The sequence below is a fragment of the Pseudanabaena sp. FACHB-2040 genome (genome assembly GCF_014696715.1).
In the GTDB taxonomy this organism is placed as follows: Bacteria; Cyanobacteriota; Cyanobacteriia; order Phormidesmidales; family Phormidesmidaceae; genus JACVSF01.
In genome coordinates this window covers 63,828-88,164 of record NZ_JACJQO010000004.1, presented here as the reverse complement: position 1 = coordinate 88,164, position 24,337 = coordinate 63,828, and the positions used below count along the sequence as shown (strand labels likewise).

The following is a 24,337-nucleotide window of genomic DNA, read 5'->3' as shown; positions in this document are numbered from 1 at the left end:
AGAAGGTATAGCGATCAGATTCTGTCTCTGATTAGTCTGAATATGCAGCACAGTGACGGCTCCACCCCAAAATCTACGCCTGAAGAGTGATCGGCTCAGCTTGGCCGTAGCATAGTCGATTGGCGTGATGCTGCTGACGACCGTAATCTGGGCCTATAACGGGCTGAAACCGCTTTATCCGGGTAAATCTGTAAGTCAGCCTTGGGCGAGAGGCCAGAAGCGCAGATTCGCGGTACCGTCAGCGTGGGCGAGAGGAGTGATTGCAGTGGGTAAGTTGCTGGTTCGTCTGGTTATCGGAGTACTGTTCGCCCTCTTTGGGCTGTTCAACTACTTCACGGCAGTGTCAGAGAATCCGATCACAGGAGAAAAACAGCGGGTTTCCCTATCTCCCCAAGAAGAGATTATTTTAGGTCAGCAGGGCCGCCAAGACGTGATGCAAGAGTTTGGCGGCCTGTACTCAGACCAAGTCTTGCAGAACTATGTAGATCAGGTGGGTCAAGAGGTGGTGGGCCGTTCTGCTGCCGCCCAGTCGCCCTATCCCTTCGAGTTTCACCTGCTAGACAACCCCAATACCGTCAATGCCTTTGCCCTACCGGGGGGGCAGATTTTTGTCACCACGGGCCTGCTCCGCCAACTGACCGCAGAATCTCAGTTGGCAGGAGTTTTGGGCCATGAGATCGCTCATGTAATTGCCCGCCACGGCTCAGAACACCTGGCCCGACGGCAGCTAGGCGTGGCTCTGGTCAATGCGATTGGGGTCGCTGCCAGCGATGATCCTACCAACGGTCGGCAGGCGGCGATGATTGCTCAGGCGGTCAATCAATTGGTCAATCTCAACTATGGCCGTCAGGATGAACTAGAGAGCGATCGCTTGGGCTTTGAATTTATGACTGCCGCCCAGTACAACCCAGAAGGGTTGGTGGAGCTGATGGAGATTTTAGATCGGGCGCGCGAAGGCGGTCAGTCGCCAGAATTTCTCAACAGCCACCCCAATCCGGGCAACCGGGTTGAGCGGCTAGAGTCGCTGATTCAAGAGACTTATCCTCAAGGGGTGCCCCCAGAGTTAGAAGAGGGTCAACAAGACTTTTCCCAAGTTGTGCAGCCCCGTCTACGCTAAATCCGTGAGGTCAAAACATGGACTATCTCCTGCTGTATTGGATCTTGGTGGCGGTCATGGCCGTAGGGGCTGTGGGTGAATTGATTCCAGGCATGCCAGGATCGAGCCTGATTTTGGTGGCAATCTTGATCTGGTCAGTCGTTACTCAGTTTGCAGGCATTGGCTGGCCCATTTTGATTGTGTTTGCCATGCTCATTGCCAGCGCTGCTATTGAGCTATTAGCGGCCTACTGGGGGGCTAAACGATTTGGGGCCAGCAAATGGGGCCAGCTTGGGGCCTTGATTGGCCTGGTAGTTGGAACGGTGGGCCTGCTGCCTGCCCTACCTCTGGGCGGCCCCATTTTGGGCATTTTGATAGGCCCGTTTATTGGAGCCTTTTTGGGCGAGTACCTGACCCGCCAGGAGGTCGAGGGAGAGTCTAAGGCTAAGGTCGCGCTACACGCCAGCATCGGTACGGTGGTCGGCTCTCTACTGGGAAATTTGATTGATGGGCTGCTGGCGATTGTGGCCGTTCTTGTGTTTGTGCTGAGCACCTGGCCGCTAGTGGCAGGGCTTTAAGGTAGCCTTGGCGCTGTTGTGCATTTCAGCGCTTCAAACCAGTTTGTAGGATGGGTAAAGCGAAGCGTGCCCATCATTCTGCTTAATGTTTGGGATTGTGATGGGCACGGGCTTTGCCCTTTGCCCATCCTACTTTGCTAAGCCTGGGTGGCCTCACGAAGATGCGGCTACAGGCGATAATAAAAGCCTATTGTCAACCCAGCAAAACCCTTGCCCGACGAAAACCCAAACCCAATCGAGCATCAAAATATCCCTGTCGCCCACCAGGGTCTCCACGAGTTTTTGTACAGCGCGGCTGATGAACACGCTGCCGATACCGTAGAAGCACCTGCCCTAGAGCACACGGTAGATGCGCCTATGGCCGTGCAAGCTTGGTGCGACCTTGCCCAAAACAGCAAAGTGGCAGGCGTTTATGCAGTGCTCGATCGCAACCTGCAGACCCAGTTTATTGGTTACTCCCGCAACATTTCCCTGTCCCTGCGGAGTCATCTCAGCCAGAAAGGAGAAGCGGTTTGCGCTCTGGTGACGGTGCAGCCGTTTAAGTTCCCCAAACGAGATGACATGGTTGCCCTTCAAGACGAATGGATTGCAGCACTGCCCAGCCCTCCACCCGGCAATTTAGACGGCACTTGGGCTGCAACGATTCGCGAAGCTTCGACTCAGGTGATGTCTGCAGCAGAGCGAGACGTTTACGAAGAGAAAAAGCTGAAGCTTCGTCGCGCCATGGCAGATGGTTCACTGTCACAAGAGCTGGATCAGGCCAAAGCCGACAACTCAGGGGAGCGGCAGGCAGACTTAGCGGCAGCGGTGACGGATGATAACTGGAGCGCTTTGATTCGAGAGCAAACCCAGGACACTCAAGCCTAAATAATGACTATTTTGGACCACTTATCCAAGCACAGACGATACTTTCAGCAAGTTCAGTTCACGGCTCAGCAGCTCTAGAAAGAGCGCCTGATTCGTTTGCAGAAAAAAGTGCCCACCAGGAAGCATCGTTAATGAGAAGGTAGAAGTAGTTTGCAGATTCCAGCTCTGCATGCGATCGCAAGTCGCCTCCAAGTCATCCTCTCCGCTCAAAGCAGAGATCGAGCAGTCAAGGGGAGGCTCAACCTGGTGAGTATAGGTTTCGCAGATCGAAAAGTCTGCTCGCAGAATGGGCAACACCATCTGCAGCAATTCAGGATTGTTGAGCACCGCTAGAGACATTCCATTTAAGTCGCGCAACGCCTGCAAGAAAGCTTGATCGGGCAAAGTATGCCTGAACGGATTTTTATCAGGGAGATGAGGAGCACTGCGACCCGAAACAAAGAGGTGAACTGGAGCGGGCTGTTGCAAGGTGCGAAAGTAACGGGCCAGTTCAAAGCTAATCAAGGCTCCCATGCTGTGCCCAAAAAAAGCAAAGGGAATGTCGCAGTAGGGGCGAAGCACGGGCGCAAGCGTCTGCACCAATGGCCGAAGCTCAGTAAAAAGAGGTTCCTTAATTCGATCTTCTCGGCCAGGCAGCTGAATCGCACACACCTCAATATTGGGGGGCAACTGGCTAGCCCACGCCCGAAAGACAGAAGCCCCTCCGCCTGCATAGGGAAAGCAAAATAGGCGAAGGGAGGCGCTGGGGTTTGGCTTGAAACATTTAATCCAGGGGGTGTGGCCCATGAGCATCAGGATGAGTGATTCAAGATGGAATAAGGCACGTGATTTAGCAGCTCGACCGCTTGCTCTGGGGCTGCACCCTGCGGCTCACCGTGATCTGTAACAATGCGGCCATCTTCCATGTGCAGAATGCGATCGGCAATATCCAAAACCCGGTTGTCGTGAGTCACCATGAGAACTGCACAGCCCTGTTCCTTTACTAGTCGCTGCATCAGGTTAACCACATCTCGGCCTGATTTACTGTCGAGGGCAGCGGTCGGTTCGTCGGCCAAGACGAGGGAAGGATTGCAGACTAGGGCACGTGCGATCGCAACCCGCTGTTTTTGCCCTCCCGACAGGTTTTCTGGATAGTAGCTTGTGCGATCGCCCAACCCAACCGCTTGCAGAGCCGCTTCTGCTTTTGCCTGAGCCTCTTGCTTAGAAATACTTTCGTGCAGCTGCACCGACATCTGCACATTCTGCTGAGCCGTCAAAGAATTTAATAGGTTATGGGCTTGAAAAATATAGCCAATATGACGCCGAACCCCGACAAATTGCGCTTCACTAATTCCCCGTAACTCTTGATTAAAAACTACAAGGCTGCCCTCATGAATGGCCCTCAGCCCACCGATCAAAGTGAGCAGCGTGGTTTTTCCCGACCCAGAAGGCCCAGATAAAATTACAATTTCTCCAGACTGAATATCCAGATTGATGTCAGACAAAACTTGTTTACAAAGAGAGCCACTGCCAAAGTAATGGTTCAGCTCCCTAACCGTAACGATGGATTTAGACATCAGCTAATACTGCTCCAAAGGACTCTCAGCATCCTCGCTCCAAGCGAGCACTTAAAAAGCTTTTCCCATCACGCTCACTCAGTGAAAATTTCCTAATCCCCCTTCACACCAATCTACTCATCCACCCAGCCCGCCACCTTAAAAAATATCTGCCGGATCAGCCTTCCGAAGCCTCCGCATAGCAACCAGGCCCGAAAGCGAACACATCAAGAAAGTCAAAAGCAACACCAGCAAAGCCCGCCTTGGAGCCATCGCTAGGGGCAAAAAAGTAACCTGCTTCGTCACATCGTATAGCCCTAAAGAAAGCGCAAATCCAGGAATGTACCCCAGCGCCGCTAAGATAACGGCTTCTTGAAACACGATAAAGAGTAAGTACAGGTTTTTGTAGCCCATTGCCTTGAGCGTTGCATACTCTGACAAGTGGGCAGACACATCCGAGTAGAGAATTTGGTAAACAATAACAGTGCCCACAATAAACCCCATCCCAACGCCCAGCGTAAAAATGAAGCCAATGGCAGTACTGGTTTTCCAATAGTTCTTCTCAAACTCCACAAATTCTTGGTGGGTCAAAACCCTAATATCTTGAGGCAGATTAGCTTTTATTCTGCTTAAAAGGCTTTGAGCATTCGTACCGGGCTGCAGCTGAATTAGCCCAATGTCGATTTCTCCCAACTTGCGATCGCTAAAGAGCCGCAGAAAGTTCAAATCATTGGTAATCACATTGCCATCCGCCCCAAACGAAGGCCCCAGGGTAAATAGACCGGCCACATTGACTCTTTTTCCGCCTAACTCAGTAGTAATAGACATGCCCTGATCAAAGACAGCGGCAACCGCTCCATATTCTTGGCGAGAGGCCCGATCAAACAAGATATTTTCATTGAGCTGAAGCTTATTAATATTTTGATTGATTTCAGAAAGCTGAAAAACCTGATCTCCCGGCCTAAAGCCATAGACATAAATGGCTCGAAAGCTCCCCGTATCTGGGTTTCTCCAGTCTCTAAAGCCGACATATAGCGGGCTGATCGATTTGACTCCCTCAAAACTCAGAACTTGATAGAGGCGTCGCCAAGAAAAGGTTCTCATGTAGCCCAAAGATTTGGAGCGGGCGCTGATTAAAACCAGATCGGTCTGCAAACTTTGATGCAGTCGGGTGGCGCTATCGTAGAGTGCGGCCTGAAAACCCAGCTGCATAAACATGAGAATTACTGCAAAGGCAATTCCTGCCAGCGCAATCAGCAGGCGTAGTCTTTCGCGGCTGAGCTGCAGCCATGCTAGGGGAATATCAAACATCATTAAGCCTGGGCTACGGGAGGAGAAGCTGTTCTGAAGGCTATTTGAGAAGTAGCACTTACCTAAAGACACTAAATATCAATCACCACATCAACCTGCAAATTGGTTAGTCTTGATGCCCTTTGGCTGTCGGCGGCATCGAGACGAATTTCTACCTCAACGATTCTTCGGTCAATATCTGCAGCGGGGTTTGTGCTCAAAAGAGCCTGGGGATTTACCTGTAAGCCCACCTGGGTAACCGTGCCGTGAAGCGGTGTGGGAATTGCATGGCTGGTAATAGTGGCTTTTTGGCCCACTTCAACTCGGTGAATATCCAGCTCATACACTTCGGTAATCACGGTCATTTGCTCTGTTTGCCCTAGCGCCACAATGCCTTTGTCGCTGATCAGCTCTCCTACTTGCGTATGGACTTTTAGAATCTGTCCGTCTATAGGCGCGTAGACGTAGGCCAACTTTAGATCGGCCTCCGCTTTGGTCACGTCAGCCATTGCCCTGTCTATTTCGGCTTGAGCCACCTGCACATCGGTTGGGCGCACCTCCGCTAGCTGGCTGAGCGTAGCTTGGGCAACTCGAATTCGCTGCTGAAAGGTTTCTGAAATGCGATCGCGATTGGCGGCGGCCTCATTGAGCTGCTTTTCAGTAGTTTCTAGAACTAAACGCTTGTTGTCTAGCTGAGAGGCTGTCACCGCCCCTGCTGCAAACAGTTCATGGTAGCGCTGATGCTCAAGCTGAGCATTTTCCAGCTCTGCAGCAAGACGAGCCACCGCCTGATCTTGAGCGGCAAGCTGCCCTCGCAGATCGGCCTGTAGCTGGGTGATGGTCGTGCCTTGGGCTTCTAGCTCGCCTGCTTTTGCACCTGCTTTTACCTTAGCAAGATTGGCTCTGGCCAGCTCAACCTCCTTCACCGCCTGATTCAGAGCGGCTTGCAGGCTCTCTAGGTTGTCGAGGACAGCAACAATCTGATTGGCTTCAATGCGATCGCCCTCACTCACCAATAGCCGCGCCACTCGGCTAGAGCTAAGCCCGGTTGGGTTAGTTGGGGCCGATAGGTAAATGACCTCTCCCGCTGGCTTCAAATAGCCCAGTGCAGAAACAGCCTGAGCCGGGGCGCTGGTTTCAAGCATTGAAGCGGTTTGGGGGCGATGTTGCAATTGCAAAAAGTATCGCAACGTAACGCCACTGAGCGTCAAGGCTGCAGCGATGGCGGCAATCGTTATCCACCGTCCTGTAGGTTTGAGAAGAGGCTTATCCCCTGAAACAGAATTAAGAGTCATAGCAGTTTCATCTGCGTTTCCGCAGTCCCCAATTGAAACTTTCGAAGTAGCTTACTCAATCGCAGTAAGCTAAGCAATGAACTATTTTTTGGATTGCACTAACCATTCTTTCGCTCTTATGCCAATTCTCTAAATAGTTACTAATTATTCACTCTTCTGCCCCCTATCTGCAGCACTTTTTTGTGGAATTGGTATTACTAATACTGCATCGGATTCGAGCGACGTTGAGTGCTTCTCCAGCTGCTAGGCGTGACTCCATGACACTGGCGAAACTGCCGAAAAAAGTGAACAGAGTGTTGATACCCTACCTGAGCCGCGATCCGCTCTACTGATTGGTTGGTTTCCAGCAGTAAAGAGCGGGCTGCTGCCATTCGTCGAGCAATAATCCATTGCTGCACGGTTTGTCCAGTTTGCCGTCCGATTAAATTGGTCAAATAAGCAGGTGAATATCCTGCTGCCTCGGCAACATCACTCAGAGTAATTGGACGATAATAATTAGCTTCGATGAAGTGAAACACTTCGCTCAAGCTAGAATCAGACGGAAAAATCCATTCAAGGGCAGGGGTCGGCGCAGATGCAGTCGCTAGAGAGACATTCCCCGCAGGAGATAGCTCAGAGGAGGGCTGTGCCTGCGATTCATACCACTGCTGGAGAGTATCTTGTTTTTGAAACTGGGCTGAAATCGCTCTGATCAGTTCTTCTACAGTGCAGGGCTTTGTTAAACAGTCACTTGCCCCTAGCTCCATAGCTTTACGAAGCTCTGTCCGATCATCCTTATCGGCGACAAAAATAAAGGGAATGACCGCTGTAGCAGGCGAGCGGCGCAGAATTTTCAGCACATCATACCCAGCAACATCCGGCATCACAATGCTACAGGTGATTAAAGCAGGTAAATGTTGTTTTGCCTGTTGAATCCCCACACGACCACTGTCAGCCGTAATGGGAGTAAACCCTTGGGCTTTCAATCCTCTAGCAAAGAGATCGCGAACCTGTCGCTGCCCCTCAATCACCAGTATCTTCCCTAAAGTCTTATCTTTCATATGCGCCCCCCATGAACAATGGGGAAGGATAGAGATTTCAAAACTTCGTAGCGCCATTTGTCATCGGCCACTTGCTAACACCACCCGTATGGCTACAGCGACCCATGACAAATGGCAAATGACAAGTGGCCCAAAATCTACTTTCCTATTGTCAGTTCCTGCAGCAAAGACTCAACATCGGCCTGTAGAGTCAAGAACTTGGCTTTGCCTTGGGGCTGCTCACTCCAATCCTCTACTACGCTCAACTTTCCCGCTAAAAACTCTGCTCGGCAGGCGTGGCGCTGAATTTTGCCGCTCGATGTTTTCGGAATACTGCCAGTTTTGACTAGCACAGTCGCATACACCTGTAGCGAGTGCTGAGCAGTGATGGCTCGACAGATATTGCCGACAACTTCTTGCACATTCAGCTTACGGAGGTAGTTTCGCTCTACCTCTTGAACAATGACCAGCCGCTCTTCGCCTTTGTTTTCTACCGTAAAGGCTGCTCCGCAACCGGCCCGCAGTGCCGAATGGCTCCTTTCAACGGTCAACTCAATATCTTGAGGGTAGTGATTTTGCCCTCGAATAATCATCAGATCCTTGATGCGCCCTGTAATAAACAGTTCTCCATCTAAGAGAAACCCTAAATCTCCTGTTCGTAAAAAGGGGCCCTGCTCTAATGTCTCTGGCTGTGCATCCACCGGATAAGCATCAAACGTCTGTTGCGTTTGCTCCTCTCGATTCCAGTAGCCCTGCGCCACACTTGGGCCTGATACCCAGATTTCTCCTACCTGGTTGGCTGGACAGAGCGTTAGAGATTGAGGGTCAACGATTAAGACATTTAAATCAAGCCAAGTTTGACCGCAGCCCACCAGCGTTCGAGATCCTTCTTGGGCCTTGGGGGTTGGCACCACCTGGTTTTGCTCCAGCGCGGTGCTGCTCACCGTATGAAGGACAGGAGATGCTGACTTCACTTTGCCTGTGACCATCAGCGTGGTTTCGGCCATGCCGTAGCAGGGGTGAAAGGCTTCCTCCCGGAAGCCGCAAGGGGCAAACACCTCTGCAAACTGCCTTAGCGTCTCTGCCCGAACCGGTTCGGCTCCGGTAAAGGCAACTTCCCAGCTACTTAGGTCGAGGTTGGCCAAATGTTTGAGGGTGACTTTACGAATACAGAGGTCATAGGCGAAATTGGGGCCGCCGCTAGTCGTGGCCTTAAAGCGAGAGATAGCCTGCAGCCAGCGAAGCGGCTTTTGCATAAACGCCATTGGAGACATTAGCACCGTCGGCGCACCGACATAGAGGGGCTGCAAGACGCCTCCAATCAATCCCATGTCGTGGTAGGGCGGCAGCCAGCTCACGCCCTGGCTTTGGGGCGTATCGGCAAAACTTTTGTGGATTAGAGAGGAGTTGTGCACGAGATTGCCGTGGCTAACCATTACGCCTTTGGGCGTTCCCGTTGAACCTGAGGTGTATTGCAAAAAGGCGAGCGTATCGCGATTTAGGTCTGGTTCTTGCCAGGCTGTAGCCAAGCTGCTGGCGAGGGCATCGCTGGCCACCCAGTGCAGTTGATTGAGCCCCAGTTCCTGAGTAAATCGCTTTTCGATATCTTTGAGCAGGGTAGCAGTGGTGAGTGCTAGTTTGGGTTCTGCATTGGCTGCGATCGCATGTAGTCTAGACAAGCTTTGGTTCCGGCGAGGGGGATAGGCAGGCACCGCCACCACCCCGGCATACAAGCAGCCAAAAAAGGCGGCAATAAACTCTAGCCCCGGTGGATAAATCAGCAGAGCCCGAGATCCGGTGGCGTTTAAGCTCTGCAGCGTAGCGGCAATTGCCCGTGCCTGTTCATCAAGCTGCCTGTAAGTTAGATCGACGGCCTCCGCTTCCCCATCTTGCAAGAAGGTATAGGCTGTTTGGTTGGGCTGGTCGTGCGCCCTACAACTGAGCAACTCTACGAAAGACAAAACTCTATAGTCGACATTAGTCGTATCAGTAAAGCAAGTAGTCATTGGAAACTCCTGAAGCAATTTGCCTGAGTACGGTTAATTCGAGCAGCGTTATTTGAACAGCCTTTTGCAATGCTTAACCCAACCTTATCCAGACGCTCCTCTGCGCTAGACGAACAAGTTCAATGCAGAACTCAATGGGTGAAGAAATGTAAATACTGGCGGTTCAATCAGCGAATGTCTCAAAGATCTTAGATTCGCTCTTAACCCCTTTCAAGACTGTAAAACTGTTGCTCAAGAACAGTTCTAATCATTAAAAGTCACACCGGAAGCATGCTGGAACGAAGACATGTTGGAACAAAAGAGCTACTCAGCTGCCGCAGAGCAATGTAGCTAGAAATAATTCAAAAGAAAAAAGACTTGAACTATCACTTGTTTATACAGGGTTATTCCAAAAGACTCAAGACACTGTCTGCTTTTAGGAAGAGAGGGAATAGGTCCTTTGACGCTCGACACCTCAATCATCTACCTAAAGACTGAGTTTTGAATAACTTTTCTTACTTTTCTGAATGCAAATTTGTGTACAAGACTACACAACAGCTTTATATCATGAGGCTTGTGTAAAGTGCACTGTGCAAACTGCTGTCTGTTTAGTCGTTTTGGATACGAAAATAGTAGTTTTAGCCGACTTAACCGAGCTGGCTGTACATTGAGAACGAGTTTTCTAAAATCCTTTCAACCTAGTAGCTGTAAGGCATTCTGCAAAATTATCTATTTAGTCCAGCAGTTAAAACTCCATTCCCTACGATTTTGGTTTGTAAAGATTCTGCAAAGCTGTCAAATAATAAGCCCTTTGATAACGGTCGATTGCCGTGTTTCAGACATATAGCCGCTGCGAGGATCAATATAGACAATATTCTCTGGTGGCTCAAATTCTTAAAATGGAGCTTGAATTACTGCTAGGAATCAAGCTGAAACCTTAATGCGGAAAATCGTCGTCTTAATTAGTTCTTAACTGAAGATCTAAAAAATAGTCAGTCCGATCAAAAGAATAGTCATTGAAATCAGACTGCTCCGGCAACTAAGCTTCAGCGAAAGAAGACGAGAGTTTGGTTGCTGCCGCTGTTTCTTGCTTATATCTTGTGGGGTAACTCAGCCCAGCAAGTTTTTGAGTGATGATTAAATGCTCCGAAACGGCCAGCTTAAATTGTTTCAAAGGCTTAAAGATGGAAATTCAAAATTCCCAAATCTCGCCACCTACAGAGTTAGAGAGCAGCGAGGTGACCGCGGTAGATTTGCCCGCAAAGCTACCCGCAGCAGCAGAGATCCAAGCCTGGATTGCTTCTTACCTAGCTGACCTGCTAGATATTGACGCCGATGAAGTTGATGTCACCATTCCCTTTGATCAGTATGGTTTAGATTCTGCAGCTGCAGTCGGCATGAGCGGTGATTTAGAAGATTGGCTAGGGCAGAAGCTCGATCCAACTTTGCTGTATGACTACCCTACTGTTCAAGCTTTAGCCCATCATTTAGCAGCTAGCTAAAAGAGTATTGTGAGCGCTCCTGTAGAACGAATCTCGGCTTTGCACCCTTGCCAACTCAGGAGAAACCATGACGGACATCACACAAGCATCAGACTCTCAAGATCAGCCAGATCAATCTTTCGATGCCTCTGGAGAAAGGCTTAGTAAGCACATTAAGCTGACCGAGATTAACTATCGACGCAACGTTGAATCTGACTACACCGAAAAGATAGAAGCGTTGGATCAAGGCTTTGACTATGACAGCAATAGCAAGGATTATTGGAGTGAGCCAGAACTGTCGTTGCTCTACGGTACTCCTCTCTACGAGCAGGCTTCCCCTTCGCAGCGAAGAGCCCTTAACCATCTCTATTGGGCTACGCAATACAACCAGACAGCAGCTACAGAAGCGAATGCTGTGCTCTATAACCAGGTAACAGCAGGCGTCTTTGAAGCAATCGGGGGATATGACGCACTTTGCCAGGAGCTTGACCTTGAAACTGAGCAGGAGCGGCACCATATTCACGCCTTTCACATGATTGGGTACAAGACTAAAAAGGCTGTGCTAGGCCCTACCGCGTTCAATGCATCCATTCAGGGGAAGTCGTCTCAAGGAAAGTCATCTAAAAAGGGCGGTTTAGGCAAGGGGGCAAAAGGCAAGGTGCGATCGCAACTCTTTTCCTTTGGCTGGCAGAGTTCACCGCTCTCGGCATTTCAAGACTCGGCCCTGCGCTTTGTCACCAATCAGGTGATGTTGAAAAATCAGACGCGCTATTACTCTCAGTACCTGCGCAATCTAGAGGAAAAAGGGGAGGCCATCCCAGCGCAAACGACGGGGTTGTTGGGGCAGCTAGCGCCTCGCCCATTTCTGCAATACTTCACCTTAAACTGTGGCAGCTCGCCCTTCTTAGCCTGTTTGTTTTACGTGACTCGCTTCATGGCAAACATGCTGATCAAGAACTACGAGTACCGCTACTCTCAGTACTACCGGGAATTGGAGCGCAAAGGGGCGTTTATTCCGGCTCCTCTGGCCGTTTCTCATTACCATCTCTTGGATGAAGCTTTTCATACGACCACATCGCAGCTCATTGCCCAAGATCTGTACAAAGATTTTGCTAAACCAACGGCCTACGAAAAGTTTCTCGCCAATATCACTATCTACCGTTCGCAGAGTGTGGGCCTGAGCGGGCTCTCTGGCAGCATGCCTGCTATCTTCCGCAAGGATGCTGACTTTATGCTCTCTTTTTACAGGCTGCTGCAATCACCTGTGTTTGGCATGTCTGCTCAGGAGGCTCTGCACTGGCTTGAGAAGTGCACGTGTCAAGAGCATGACGGCTTTCATCTGACGCTGAAGTACCATCAGCGGCTGGTAACCGATCTGCGGCGGCTGTTTGAGCCGATTGACTATCTTTGGCCGATCAATCGCGAGATGGGCGTTATGGCGGCAGGTGGCTCGATTGAGCAGGCAATCTCTAGTAACACCAAAGCATTTGCACAGTTCTCTCAGTCTGTTGCCTGACCTTGGTCTTGGCACAGCCCCACTCTTCGCAGCCGGCGAGCGAACTAGAACTAACTGGCTGCGACAGCAACAGCAATACTCAGCGTGAGAGGTCCGGACGTGGAAGCGATCGCAATTATCGGCATGGGCTGTCGGTTTCCCGGTGCCCAAAACCCGGAAGCTTTTTGGCAACTTCTGCACCAAGGGGAAGATGCCATCACTGAAGTGCCCCCAGAACGATGGAACATTGACGAGTACTACGATCCAGAGCCGGGCACCGTTGGGAAAATGAGTACCCGCTGGGGCGGCTTCTTAGAGCAGGTTGATCAGTTTGATCCGAGCTTTTTTGGCATTTCCCCCCGAGAAGTAGAGCGAATGGACCCGCAGCAGCGGCTCGTGTTGGAGGTGGCCTGGGAAGCCATAGAAAATGCCGGACTTGACCCCAAAGCGCTGAGCGGTAGCCAAACAGGCGTCTTTATGGGCATTGGCAACTATGACTATTGCCGCCTGTTGGCCCAAGACCCAAGCCAGATTAATGCCTACGACGGCACAGGCAACACGCTTTCGATTGCGGCCAATCGCCTCTCTTACACGCTAAATTTGCGAGGCCCCAGCGTGGTCGTCGAGACAGCCTGTTCGTCTTCGCTGGTAGCGCTGCATTTTGCCTGCCGCAGTCTGCAGAGCGGTGAGTCTGACGCCTGCCTGGTCGGGGGGGTTAGCCTGATGCTGTCTCCAGAGCCGTTTATCACCTATTCCCATGCCCACATGATGGCGGCCGACGGTCGCTGTAAAACCTTTGATGCCCGCGCCGATGGGTATGTGCGAGGGGAGGGCTGCGGTGTAGTCGTGCTCAAGCGCCTGACAGATGCCATTAAAGCGGGGGATACGGTTTTGGCCGTTGTGCGGGGAACTGCCGTTAACCAAGATGGTCTCAGCAATGGCTTGACCGCGCCCAATGGCCCCTCTCAGCAGGCGGTGATTCGTCTAGCCCTAAAGAATGCTGGAGTGACGCCAGCTCAGATCAGCTATGTGGAAACGCACGGCACCGGCACGTCGCTTGGCGATCCGATTGAGTTCAAATCTCTCAAAGCAGTGCTGATGGCGGATCGAAGCGTCGATCAGCCATGTTGGCTGGGCTCATTAAAAACAAACATTGGGCATTTAGAGGCGGCTTCTGGAATTGCCAGCGTGATCAAAGTGGTTCTCTCACTGCAACATCAGGAGATTCCGCCGCACCTACATCTGCAGGAGTTGAATCCCTATATTTCTCTGGAGGGAACGACGTTTTCAATTCCCAGTGAGCGTCAGCCTTGGTGGGTAAGCACAGAGCGGCGGCTAGCTGGCGTAAGCGCCTTTGGCTTTGGCGGCACTAACTGTCACGTTGTTTTAGAGGAAGCGCCTGTCTTGCCAGTTTGGCTGTCGTCAGAGTTGAAGCGTGAGTTTACTGCACCTGACGCCAAGCAGTCTGCACAAAATAGGCAGCAGCTCTTAGATCAAATCAACAATCAAATCAGTGACAGCGTTTGCGATCGCACCTCCCACCTGCTGACACTTTCGGCCAAAACTGAGCCAGCCCTGAGGCAACTGGCGCAGCGCTATGCAGAGTTCCTAGACACTCATTCTGAAGTCTCTCTAGCAGATATCTGCTTTACGGCCAATACGGGGCGATCGCACTTTGACCATCGTCTCGCTGTGGTGACAGACAGTGTTGAGCATCTGTATGACCAGTTAACCGCTTTTGGATCTGGTCAAGCGGCGACGGGGGCTGTGCATCACCACACGTCTAGCAAAAAGCGCCCTAAGATTGCTTTTCTCTTTACCGGCCAGGGCTCGCAATATGAGGGCATGGGCCGCCATCTTTACCAAACTCAGCCGATCTTCCGCCAAGCAATTGATCGCTGCAGCGAAATTCTGCACGCTTACCTAGAGCAGCCTTTGCTGGACGTGATGTTTGCACCGGCAGAGAGTACGCTCCTGCACCAAACTGCCTACACGCAGCCCGCCCTGTTTGCCCTGGAATATGCGCTGTTTCAGCTCTGGAAATCGTGGGGCATTGAGCCTGCTGCAGCGATGGGGCACAGTGTCGGGGAATATGTGGCGGCCTGTGTAGCCGGAGTTTTTAGCCTAGAGGATGGCCTTAAGCTGATTGCTGAGCGGGGGCGGCTGATGCAGGCACTGCCGGCAGAGGGTGAGATGGTGGTGGTGTTTGCCCCTGAAACGGAGGTGGCGGCGGCGATTAAACCCTATGTGCAGGTTGAGATTGCAGCGATTAACGGCCCTAAGTGCATTGTGATATCGGGCCAGCAGCGGGAAGTAGAGGCGGCCATTGCCCCACTGCAGGCGCGGGGCATTAGAACCCAACCACTACAGGTTTCCCATGCCTTCCACTCACCTCTAATGCAGCCGATGCTGGCAGAGTTTGAGCAGGTGGCTGCCGCAGTTCACTACTCACCGCCCCAGATTAAGCTGATTTCCAATGTTACCGGGGAGGGGGTGACAGATGCGATCGCAACCCCTGAGTACTGGTGCCAGCATGTCTGCCAGCCCGTCCGCTTTGCTCAGAGCCTAGAAACGCTGCATCAGCAAAAATACGCTCTCTTTTTAGAAGTGGGCCCCAAGCCAACCCTGATTGGCATGGGCCGCTACTGCCTTGCAGAAGCTACCGCAGACGGAGCGCCGATTCAATGGCTGCCCAGCTTGCGCCCAGGTCGCAATGAGGGGCAGCAGATGTTGCAGAGCTTAGCCACTCTGTATGGGCAAGGCGTAGCGGTAAATTGGGCCAGCTTTGATCAGCCCTACCCTCGGCGGCGGCTGCAGCTGCCCACCTACCCTTTTCAGCGGCAGCGCTATTGGGTCGATATTCCTACAGTCCCTAAGACCAGCGAGCACTCCTCTGCTCTAGCCCATCTATTGCACGGCGATACCCAGCACCTCGTCAAACAGCTACAGGCCGCAGGCACCCTCTCACAGGATGAGCTGAAGCTATTACCCAAGCTGCTAGATCTGCTGGTGAAACAAGATCAGCAGCAGCAAACAGCAGCCTCCATTCAAGATTGGCTCTATGAGATTGCGTGGCAGCCCCAGCCGCGTCAAGTAAAGCCTGCCGTGGAAAATGGCGGCCGCAGTCTGGGGCATTGGCTAATTTTTGCCGATACCGCCGGAGTTGGGCGAGCCTTAGCAACGCGGCTACAGGAGCAGGGACACCGCTGTAGCTTGGTGTATCCCGGAACAACCTATGCAGAAGAAGCAGGAATCTGGCGGATAAACCCGGCCCAGGCTGCCGATTTCGACCGACTCTTTCAGGCGCTAGGGCAACATTTAGACTTAACAGGCATTGTGCATTTGTGGAGCCTGGAGGCAGCGTCAGTTCCCCCCACGCTCTTCTCATTGGAACAGGCCCAAACGCTGGGAGTTGGCAGCCTGTTGCCTTTGCTGCAGAGCTTGGCAAACCCCGACAATGCTCTGGGGCAAAACCAGCAGGCCCACCCACGTTTGTGGCTGGCGACCCAGGGCGCGGTTGCGGTGGGTGCTGCCCTCACAGGCGTAGCCCAAGCGCCGCTCTGGGGCCTGGGTAAGGTGGTGGCACTAGAGTATCCCGACTGGTGGGGCGGCCTGATCGATGTCGCGGCTGATCCTGAAACCGCCTCGCTGCAGCTGCTGGCAGAGCTAGACGATGCCCTGGGCGAAGATCAAATTGCCTTCCATGAGGGCACTCGCTATGTCGCGCGCCTAGTGCGAAAGTCTCTGCCAGAGCCTCAAAGCCTCTCACTGCAGCCCGAGGGAACCTACCTAATTACTGGCGGCCTGGGTGCTCTGGGCCTCAAGCTGGCTCATTGGATGGTCGCTCAGGGCGCGCGTCAACTGGTGCTCACAGGGCGGCAGCAGGCGTCTCCAGAGGCGCAAGCTATGGTCAATCAGCTGGAGCAGTCGGGGGTCAGCGTTCTCATTGCCCAAGCAGACGTGTCTAGCGAAGTCGACATGACTCGGCTGTTTGAGCAAATCAAAACATCACTGCCTCCGTTACTGGGCGTCGTCCATGCAGCGGGCGTCTCTCGCTATGAGGCGATTGCCGATATGGAGCCTAGCGCCCTAACAGCGGTGCTGCGACCTAAGCTAGTGGGCACCTGGATTCTGCATCAGCTGACGCAGGAGATGAGCCTAGACTTTTTCGTTAGTTTCTCCTCGATCTCATCGGTCTGGGGGTCTAAAGGGCAAGCCCACTACGCTGCCGCCAACCAGTTTCTCGATGCCCTAGCGCACTACCGACACGGATTGGGATTGCCTGCCCTCAGCGTTAACTGGGGGCCTTGGGCAGGCGGCGGCATGGCGCTAGAGGAGTTTCAGGTTTGGCTAACCCGCATGGGCATAGAGGCCCTGCAGCCCAATCAGGCAATTGCTGCCCTAGGCTACTTGCTCACGGCAGGCTCGGTTCAAACGACGGTGGCTAACGTAGACTGGGCTCGGTTCAAAGACTTATTTGAAGCTAGGGGTAAACGCCCCTTGCTAGAGGGCTTGGGCGCTTCCCCGACAGTCCTCACACCAACGGCTGAGTCCTCTGCCGCCGGGCAACCCTCCGCTATTGTGCAGCAGTTAGAACAGGCGGCGGGTTGCGATCGCTACTCCCTACTCAAAACTTACCTGCAGCAGGCAGTGGCCACAGTGCTGCGGCTGCCCGATCTGCCCGACCCTGAGCAGGGTTTGTTTGATCTAGGTATGGACTCTCTCATGGCGGTTGAGCTGGTCAGCTCCCTGCGGGCTCAGCTTCAGGTAGAGCTGCCCATCGCTGACTTTATGCAGGCATCTCACATCAGCGCGTTAACTGCTCTGCTGCTGCGGCAGATCTCGCCTGAGGATGTGCCAGAGCAGGAGCCCATAGAAGGTGCAGTTAGCGGTTTAAATCTCTCTGAGGAAGCCGTTTTAGACAGCGCTATTTATCCCAGCGCAGCCACCTTTGAACCCACAGAAGCCAGCACCATTCTGCTGACAGGGGCAACCGGCTTTTTAGGAGCTTTTCTGCTGAAGGAAATGCTTCAACAAACAGAGGCAACTCTGTACTGCCTAGTTCGCGCGACAGATGCCGAGCATGGTTTGAAAAAGATTCAGGCCAATCTAGACACCTATTTCTTCCCCCAAAAATACGACAGCTCCAGAATCGTTCCCATTGTGGGCGACCTATCACAGCCCCGGTTAGGTCTTTCAGATGCCCAGTTTGGGGAGCTAGCCCAGAAAGTAGACGTGATTTATCACAATGGGGCCGTTCTGAATTTCGTCTACCCCTATTCAGCGCTAAAGTCCGCCAACGTTTTAGGCACCCAGGAGATTCTGCGGTTAGCCTGCCAGTCTAAAACTAAGCCCCTGCACTACGTTTCCACGGATGCAGTGTTTGATTCATCGGCCTACTACGGCAGAGAGGTCACCGAATCAGAGCCCACTCTGCACACAGACGGAATAGACCTGGGCTATACCCAAACCAAATGGGTCTCCGAAAAACTGGTGACCTTGGCAGGCGATCGTGGGTTGCCGGTCACGATCTACCGGCCGCCTCTCATTGCAGGCGACAGCCAAACCGGGCTCTGGAACACCGACGACTTTACCTGTCGATTCCTCAAAGGCTGCATCCAGATGGGGAGTATGCCCGACATGAACTGTGGCATTACGCTGGTTCCGGTTGATTACGTTAGCCAGGCCATCGTTTACCTCTCTAGACAGCCAGAGTCGATAGGAAAAGCCTTCCACCTAAACAATCCCAATTTCTCTAGCTGGAGCGGAGTGGCCGAAGCCATCAATCAATGCGGCTATCCAGTGCGTCAAATTCCCTATGACGCTTGGGAAGCCGAGCTGATTGCATCTACCACAGCAGCCGATGCTGGAACTCATGCCTTAAATGGTCTCCTGCCCTTCTTCCTGCGGCGCTGGTCTGACGAGCAGCTTACCTTTGCTGGATTGGGGCAACGCCGGGCCAAGCTCAACTGTCAGGCCACCGTAGCCAGCTTGGCTAACACAGCAATTGCCTGCCCGCCAGTCGATTCGCGCTTAATCAATACCTACTTCTCATATCTCATTCGCAGTGGTTTTCTGCAGGCTCCAAGGGTTGAAGTGAGCAGCCTGTCCTAGCGGCCTTGGTCTAAACGCTCTTTCAAGATGCGTGAGTTCTTGCACTGACGAAAGCCTCTGCTAGGGCTAGCGTCAATCCCTGCTAATTCCTATTCCCCAACTCCCATGAAGCCTTCTAATATTCACACTCTGGTCTTTCTGGTCACGGGGTTTCCCCCCGATGTGAGTGGCGTTTCACTCTTTAACTGGGAACGCGCCCAGTGGTTTGCCAAACAGGAGCAATACCGGGTCGTTGTGTTTGCCCCTGACTGGCAGCAACCTAGTGAAAGTCTCTCAATTCCCCCCGACTTGCGCCACAAGTTAATCATTGAGCGGTATCCTTCAAAACCTTGGATTCCTTACCCTCCCACCCATGTACCTCGGTTCAAAGCTGCTCGATACATTAAACAGCGACTAGGCAACTACAATCCTGCTCTAATCGTTGTAACAGACGTAGAGCGCTATTTCCTGCTAAGCACCTGGCAACTGCCGGGTAGAGGCTATGCCAAAGCCAACCAAATCCCCTACGTTGCCGAGTACCACACGGATCTGTACAACTTTTCGGCATCTTACCCCGGCTGGCAGTGGCTGCGGCAGGCGGCGCGAAGTTCTCAAATGGCCAGCTACCTGTATCGCCAGTTTGATGTCACAGTCTGCGCTAGCCTGGCTGCTAGCCAAAGCTGTCAAGAGCTGGGCATTCCCAGTGTTCAGACAATTCCGTTTCTGGGGATTGACGTTTCCACTTACAGTCCGGCTCGCCGAAATCGGCAATGGCTAAAGCCGTGGCTGAGTGAACAGGAGCAGCACAACAAGGTTTTGCTGTTCCTGGGGCGGTTGGGTTTTGAGAAGCGGGTTGATTTACTCATTCAAGCTTTTGCCAAGCTTCAGGAAAAGGAACCCAACTGCTCTCTAATTATTGCTGGCGATGGGCCTGACACTGTGGTTAATGCGCTCAAAAGACTGGCAAAACCCATTTCAAACATTCACTTTACGGGGTTTTTATTAGGAGAAACAAAGGCCAATGTTTTAGCCTCTTGCGATGTGTTTTGTAGCCCTTCTCCCTATGAGACCTTTGGGCGAACTGTTGTCGAAGCAATGGCTTCAGGGCTGCCGATAGTTACGGTTAATAGTGGTGCCGTATCAGAGTACATTTCAAATCGAGTTAATGGCTATCTTGTTCCCCCTGACGATGCCGAAGGGTTAGCCAATGGCATTGGCAATGTGTTGCTCAGCAATTCTACAGGCGTTGTTGAGCAAGCGTTAAAAGACGCTAAACAGTTTTCGCTGGATCAAGGGTGTGAGAATTTAAGCCGCTATTATCAGCAGCTTTTAGGCATTAAACAAGACGACAAAGATTTAACGAGTCTAAGCAGGCTGTAAGCAAACCCCATGCTGACGATCCTGTTTTACAAACCCGGAGCTTAGAGCCATGTCACAGTCTTTGAAGCGAGTCGTTGTCACAGGGTTAGGCGCAATTACTCCACTAGGCAATACGGTTAAAGACTACTGGCAAAACCTGCTGCAGGGGCAGAGCGGGATTGGGCCGATTACCTTATTCGATGCCTCTCATCTCGCCTGCCGCATTGCCGGGGAAGTCAAGGGGTTTGATCCGGGCGACTATTTACCGCGCAAAGATGCTAGACGAATGGATCGCTTTGCTCAGTTTGCGGTCTGTGCCAGCCAAGATGCGATCGCACACGCCAACTTTGAGATCAATGACCTCAATGCCAACGACGTGGGCGTTTTAATCGGCAGTGGGGTGGGCAGCATCAAAGTCATGGAAGAGCAGCAGGAGATCTACCTAACCCGAGGCCCCGATCGCTGCAGCCCTTTCATGATTCCGATGATGATTGCCAACATGGCGGCTGGGTTAACCGCCATCCATACCGGAGCAAAAGGCCCCTGCTCCTGCACCGTAACCGCCTGTGCTTCTGGGTCTAACGCGATCGGAGAAGCCTTTCGGTTGGTTCAGTGGGGCTATGCCAATGCCATGATCTGCGGCGGCACCGAGGCCGCCATCACCCCCCTCTCGATTACCGGATTTGCCAATGCCAGAGCGCTATCTACCCGCAATGCAGAACCGACGCGGGCCTCTCGACCCTTTGATTGCGATCGCGATGGCTTCGTCATGGGCGAGGGAGCAGGCATTCTCCTACTAGAAGAGTTGGAACACGCCCTGAATCGCCAGGCTCCCATCTATTCAGAAATCGTAGGCTACGGTCTGACCTGCGATGCCCATCACATGACAGCTCCCGTTCCCGGCGGCAAAATGGCGGCGGCCGCAATGTCGCTAGCCCTCAAAGATGCCAACCTGTTTCCCAATCAGGTGAGCTACATCAATGCCCACGGCACCAGCACCCCCGCCAACGATATCAATGAAACCTTAGCAATCAAACGAGCGTTGGGAGACCATGCCTTTCAGGTTGCGGTCAGCTCCACCAAGTCAATGACAGGGCATCTGCTGGGCGGCTCCGGTGGAATTGAGGCTGTAGCCACAGTACTTGCGATCGCCAACAACACGATCCCGCCTACCCTCAACCTCGACCACCCCGACCCAGCCTGCGATCTCAACTACGTTCCCCACCACAGCCGCAGCCAGCCAGTAGATGTTGCCCTTTCCAACTCCTTCGGATTTGGCGGGCATAACGTCACGCTTGCATTCAAAAAATTTGAACTCCAATAGCCCATTGCAATTAATGCACGAACTAAAGCTGGAGCACACCAATGTCAACTTTAACTAACGTTAATTCACCTAACTATTCTCTATCTAATGCTGATGATAACCAACCCGATTCAATTGCTTTGAACACCGCTAAGCCTGTTCTGACACTGGAAGAAATTCAAAAGAAACTGCCTCATCGCTATCCTTTTGCTCTAGTTGATCGCATAATTGAATATAAGCCGGGAGAGCGAGCCGTTGGCATTAAAAATGTCACCTTTAACGAACCTCATTTCCAAGGTCACTTTCCTCAACATCCCATCATGCCTGGAGTCCTCATCGTAGAGGCAATGGCGCAGGTAGGGGGCATTGTCCTCACCCAGATGTTGGAATCTGACAGCGGGCTGTTTCTATTTGCCAGAATCGATAAAGCTCGGTTTCGTCGCCCAGTCGTGCCAGGCGATCAGCTAGTCATCACGGTTGAAGTCCTGTCAGTCAAACAGCATCGTTTTGGCAAGGTGCAGGCATGGGCTGAAGTAGATGGTGAACTGGCTTCTGAGGGACAGCTTACGTTTTCCCTATTAAACGCATAAAGGAGAAACGAGAAAGCAGAGAGCACTTCGCTTAGCAGGCTTAATCACCCTGCCAAGCGGTGGATTTATGCTGCTTCAAACCTTAAAAGGTTAGCAGAAATCAAACTCTACAAAAGGGGAAATCGTAGTGAATAGAGGCCCCTAGAGCACCGTTACAGTCTTTGTTTCAAGCTTTAACACCTTCAGCTAATCAGGTAACCACAGTGGAAAATCAACCCCTTCTGCAGGTATACACGCCCGGTAGTGACCTGGCCGCAGGTTTTAACCTAAACCAGTTGGTTTGGGGGCGTGCTGGGAATGATACCTTGCTGGGCTTTCAGCCCGTTCAAGGCACCTCCGTTAAGTCTCAATTTGACATTCTTGTAGGTGACGTAGTCCTTGATGATCCTGCCTTTCGCTCCTGGAGCGACACCTTTGTTCTGGGGGATTGGACGAAGCCCTACTACGCCAACGGCAACCTCGACAATTTCAACTTTGGCCTCAACGACTACGCTTTAGTCGTTGACTTCAACCCTGAACTAGACTCCATTCAGCTACACGGCGATTCCGGCAACTATCAGCTGCTAGATGTGGGACTGGGCTCGGCAATACTGCTGCAGCAAGAAACTGGGTTTGACACCGTAGGCTTTTTGCTAGGCAGCTCCAGTTTGACTCTAGAAAACAGCTATTTTAACTTCCGAGGCTCTACACCCTCCAAGACAACGCTACCGAAAATTCAGCAGCAGGGAACGGCAGAGTTCGATATTTCTGGAGCGACGGCAACAGATACCGAGGGCAATGTTTATGTTGCCGGAGGAACAACGGGTTCTCTTGCCAAGTCCAACTCCAGCGGGGCACGCGATGCGGTCATCTCCAAGTATGACAGTGATGGCAATTTGCTGTTTACTAAGCAGTTTGGCACTTCAAACTTTGAAACCATTTATGGCATCGCTACCGATCCAAACGACAACCTGTATGTAACCGGAATTACAGCAGGCGACCTAGCAGCCCCAATGCAGGCTACCGATTCCGATGCCTTTGTTGCCAAATATGACAGTGAAGGCAATCAACTGTGGATTGAGCAATTTGGACAAAATTCTATCTTCCAAAGCTTTGGTCTTGATGTCGATGCAGATGGCAATGCTTACCTAACAGGAATCGATGTTAAACCCTCTATTGATCTAGCTACCGATGATTTTTGGGCCGCTAAGTTTGACACTAATGGCAACCAACAATGGTTCACAGAAGTCAATGGCTTTGACGATGCCTTTGATGAGTCGTACGATATCACTGTTAGTGAAGATGGCAGCCTATACACAACCGGATGGACCTTAGGAGATTTAGAAGCCCCTGGTGCCAATGCTGGGGTTTATGATGCCCACATTACTAAGTTTGATAATGCGGGAGAGCGTGAGTGGATTCGACAATTTGGCAGCTCAGATTACGACTGGAGCTCAGGCATTGACACAGACAGCCAGGGCAATGTCTACGCTGCCGGTTGGACCTTGGGTGATCTAGAAGGAACTAATGCCGGGTCTTACGATGTCTGGCTAAGCAAGTACGACAGCCTGGGGAACCAGCAGTGGCTGCAACAGTTTGGATCTGTGGATAATGATCAGGGCTTTGACCTGTTTATTGACTCCAGCGACAACCTTTTCCTAACAGGGTTCACGGATGGATCTTTAGCAGGCACCAATGCCGGGTCATTTGATGCCTGGGCAGCCCGGTACAACACCGAGGGTCAGCAGATCTGGCGGCAGCAGTTTGGCACCTCTGACTTTGATCAGGCTTACGCGATTACTGGTGACAATGCTGGCGGTCTCTTTGTTACAGGAGTAACTCAGGGCTCTTTCGGTGATGTCAGTGCCGGATCGTTTGACTCTTGGGTGGCAAAGCTTGATGCTGAGTCAGGCACCCTGGTTGACTTTAGTGGGACTTCACAGCCAGGCAAAAGTGTTTCGTCGCCCAGTCTTGGGGCCAGCGCTGGGTCCCCACAGCTTACCGATGAAGATATCAGCTATATCAACATTTTCTTCGAAGACTTCTTGGCATCTCTTAACATTGATTCCTACGGTACTGGGCTGGAAGCTTACTTGGGCAACCCTTATGGTCAACCAATGCCTCCTTCAGCCGCTGTGCCCGAGCCTTCCTCGGGGATAGGGCTGTTGTTGATAGCAGCAGCTGCATGGGCAAGTACAAAGCTCAGACCTCAACCGCGATCCATCAGAAAACCAACAGGCCAACTCGCTTTAGAATTTGATAAAGCAGTGTAAGAGGCCGTTTGAGAAGTAGCAGAGCCAACCTAGATTCCCCCTAATCCCCCTTAAAAGGGAGCGAAAAGTTCTACTTAATAAGGAGGATTAAGGGGATCT

Annotated in this window: 16 protein-coding genes; 10 read left to right on the top strand and 6 right to left on the bottom strand. The window is 52.1% G+C overall.

The features are described 5' to 3' along the window. Nucleotides 1–265 precede the first annotated feature (265 nt). From H6G13_RS03505 to H6G13_RS03495, 3 genes are all read left to right on the top strand, one after another. Complete coding sequence (locus H6G13_RS03505) at nucleotides 266–1,117, top strand: M48 family metalloprotease (RefSeq protein WP_190481792.1); 852 nt, start codon at nucleotides 266–268, stop codon at nucleotides 1,115–1,117. A 17-nt stretch (nucleotides 1,118–1,134) separates the two neighbouring features. Next, nucleotides 1,135–1,674 carry a DUF456 family protein gene (locus H6G13_RS03500; RefSeq protein ID WP_190481791.1) on the top strand — a complete coding sequence of 180 codons (540 nt, stop codon included), beginning with the start codon at nucleotides 1,135–1,137 and terminating at the stop codon, nucleotides 1,672–1,674. 210 nt (nucleotides 1,675–1,884) lie between these two features. Continuing rightward, nucleotides 1,885–2,541 carry a GIY-YIG nuclease family protein gene (locus H6G13_RS03495; protein ID WP_190481790.1) on the top strand — a complete coding sequence of 219 codons (657 nt, stop codon included), beginning with the start codon at nucleotides 1,885–1,887 and terminating at the stop codon, nucleotides 2,539–2,541. Nucleotides 2,542–2,562: 21 nt separating this feature from the next. Here the strand turns inward: H6G13_RS03495 and H6G13_RS03490 are convergent, their stop codons facing one another. The 6 genes from H6G13_RS03490 to H6G13_RS03465 form a co-directional block, all read right to left on the bottom strand. After that, nucleotides 2,563–3,327: a thioesterase II family protein gene (locus H6G13_RS03490; protein WP_190481789.1), complete on the bottom strand. Its 765-nt coding sequence runs from the start codon at nucleotides 3,325–3,327 to the stop codon at nucleotides 2,563–2,565. A 5-nt stretch (nucleotides 3,328–3,332) separates the two neighbouring features. Further along, nucleotides 3,333–4,097, bottom strand: coding sequence for a DevA family ABC transporter ATP-binding protein (locus H6G13_RS03485; protein WP_190481788.1), 765 nt, complete (start codon nucleotides 4,095–4,097; stop codon nucleotides 3,333–3,335). A gap of 138 nt (nucleotides 4,098–4,235) precedes the next feature. Then, nucleotides 4,236–5,387: an ABC transporter permease DevC gene (devC, locus tag H6G13_RS03480; protein WP_190481846.1), complete on the bottom strand. Its 1,152-nt coding sequence runs from the start codon at nucleotides 5,385–5,387 to the stop codon at nucleotides 4,236–4,238. Between the two features lie 71 nt (nucleotides 5,388–5,458). Then, on the bottom strand, nucleotides 5,459–6,661 hold the full coding sequence (locus H6G13_RS03475) for an ABC exporter membrane fusion protein (RefSeq protein WP_190481787.1): 1,203 nt from the start codon (nucleotides 6,659–6,661) through the stop codon (nucleotides 5,459–5,461). A gap of 197 nt (nucleotides 6,662–6,858) precedes the next feature. Further along, on the bottom strand, nucleotides 6,859–7,701 hold the full coding sequence (locus tag H6G13_RS03470; RefSeq protein ID WP_190481786.1) for a DNA-binding response regulator: 843 nt from the start codon (nucleotides 7,699–7,701) through the stop codon (nucleotides 6,859–6,861). Nucleotides 7,702–7,838: 137 nt separating this feature from the next. Beyond that, nucleotides 7,839–9,686, bottom strand: coding sequence for a fatty acyl-AMP ligase (locus tag H6G13_RS03465; RefSeq protein ID WP_190481785.1), 1,848 nt, complete (start codon nucleotides 9,684–9,686; stop codon nucleotides 7,839–7,841). Between the two features lie 1,163 nt (nucleotides 9,687–10,849). On the opposite strand from H6G13_RS03465, the gene H6G13_RS03460 reads away from it, so the two are divergent. The 7 genes from H6G13_RS03460 (at nucleotide 10,850) to H6G13_RS03430 (ending at nucleotide 24,238) form a co-directional block, all read left to right on the top strand. Continuing rightward, entirely contained in the window at nucleotides 10,850–11,167 is a 318-nt protein-coding gene (locus H6G13_RS03460; RefSeq protein WP_190481784.1) for an acyl carrier protein, read from the top strand. A gap of 67 nt (nucleotides 11,168–11,234) precedes the next feature. Next, entirely contained in the window at nucleotides 11,235–12,662 is a 1,428-nt protein-coding gene (locus H6G13_RS03455; protein WP_199305719.1) for a hypothetical protein, read from the top strand. An 84-nt stretch (nucleotides 12,663–12,746) separates the two neighbouring features. Then, nucleotides 12,747–18,755: a type I polyketide synthase gene (locus tag H6G13_RS03450; protein ID WP_190481783.1), complete on the top strand. Its 6,009-nt coding sequence runs from the start codon at nucleotides 12,747–12,749 to the stop codon at nucleotides 18,753–18,755. Nucleotides 18,756–18,860: 105 nt separating this feature from the next. Next, complete coding sequence (locus H6G13_RS03445; protein ID WP_190481782.1) at nucleotides 18,861–20,114, top strand: glycosyltransferase; 1,254 nt, start codon at nucleotides 18,861–18,863, stop codon at nucleotides 20,112–20,114. 49 nt (nucleotides 20,115–20,163) lie between these two features. Then, entirely contained in the window at nucleotides 20,164–21,417 is a 1,254-nt protein-coding gene (gene fabF, locus H6G13_RS03440; protein ID WP_190481781.1) for a beta-ketoacyl-ACP synthase II, read from the top strand. 41 nt (nucleotides 21,418–21,458) lie between these two features. Further along, nucleotides 21,459–21,986, top strand: a complete 528-nt coding sequence (gene fabZ, locus H6G13_RS03435; protein WP_190481780.1) for a 3-hydroxyacyl-ACP dehydratase FabZ — start codon at nucleotides 21,459–21,461, stop codon at nucleotides 21,984–21,986. Between the two features lie 203 nt (nucleotides 21,987–22,189). Next, nucleotides 22,190–24,238: an SBBP repeat-containing protein gene (locus tag H6G13_RS03430; protein WP_190481779.1), complete on the top strand. Its 2,049-nt coding sequence runs from the start codon at nucleotides 22,190–22,192 to the stop codon at nucleotides 24,236–24,238. Nucleotides 24,239–24,337: the final 99 nt, after the last annotated feature.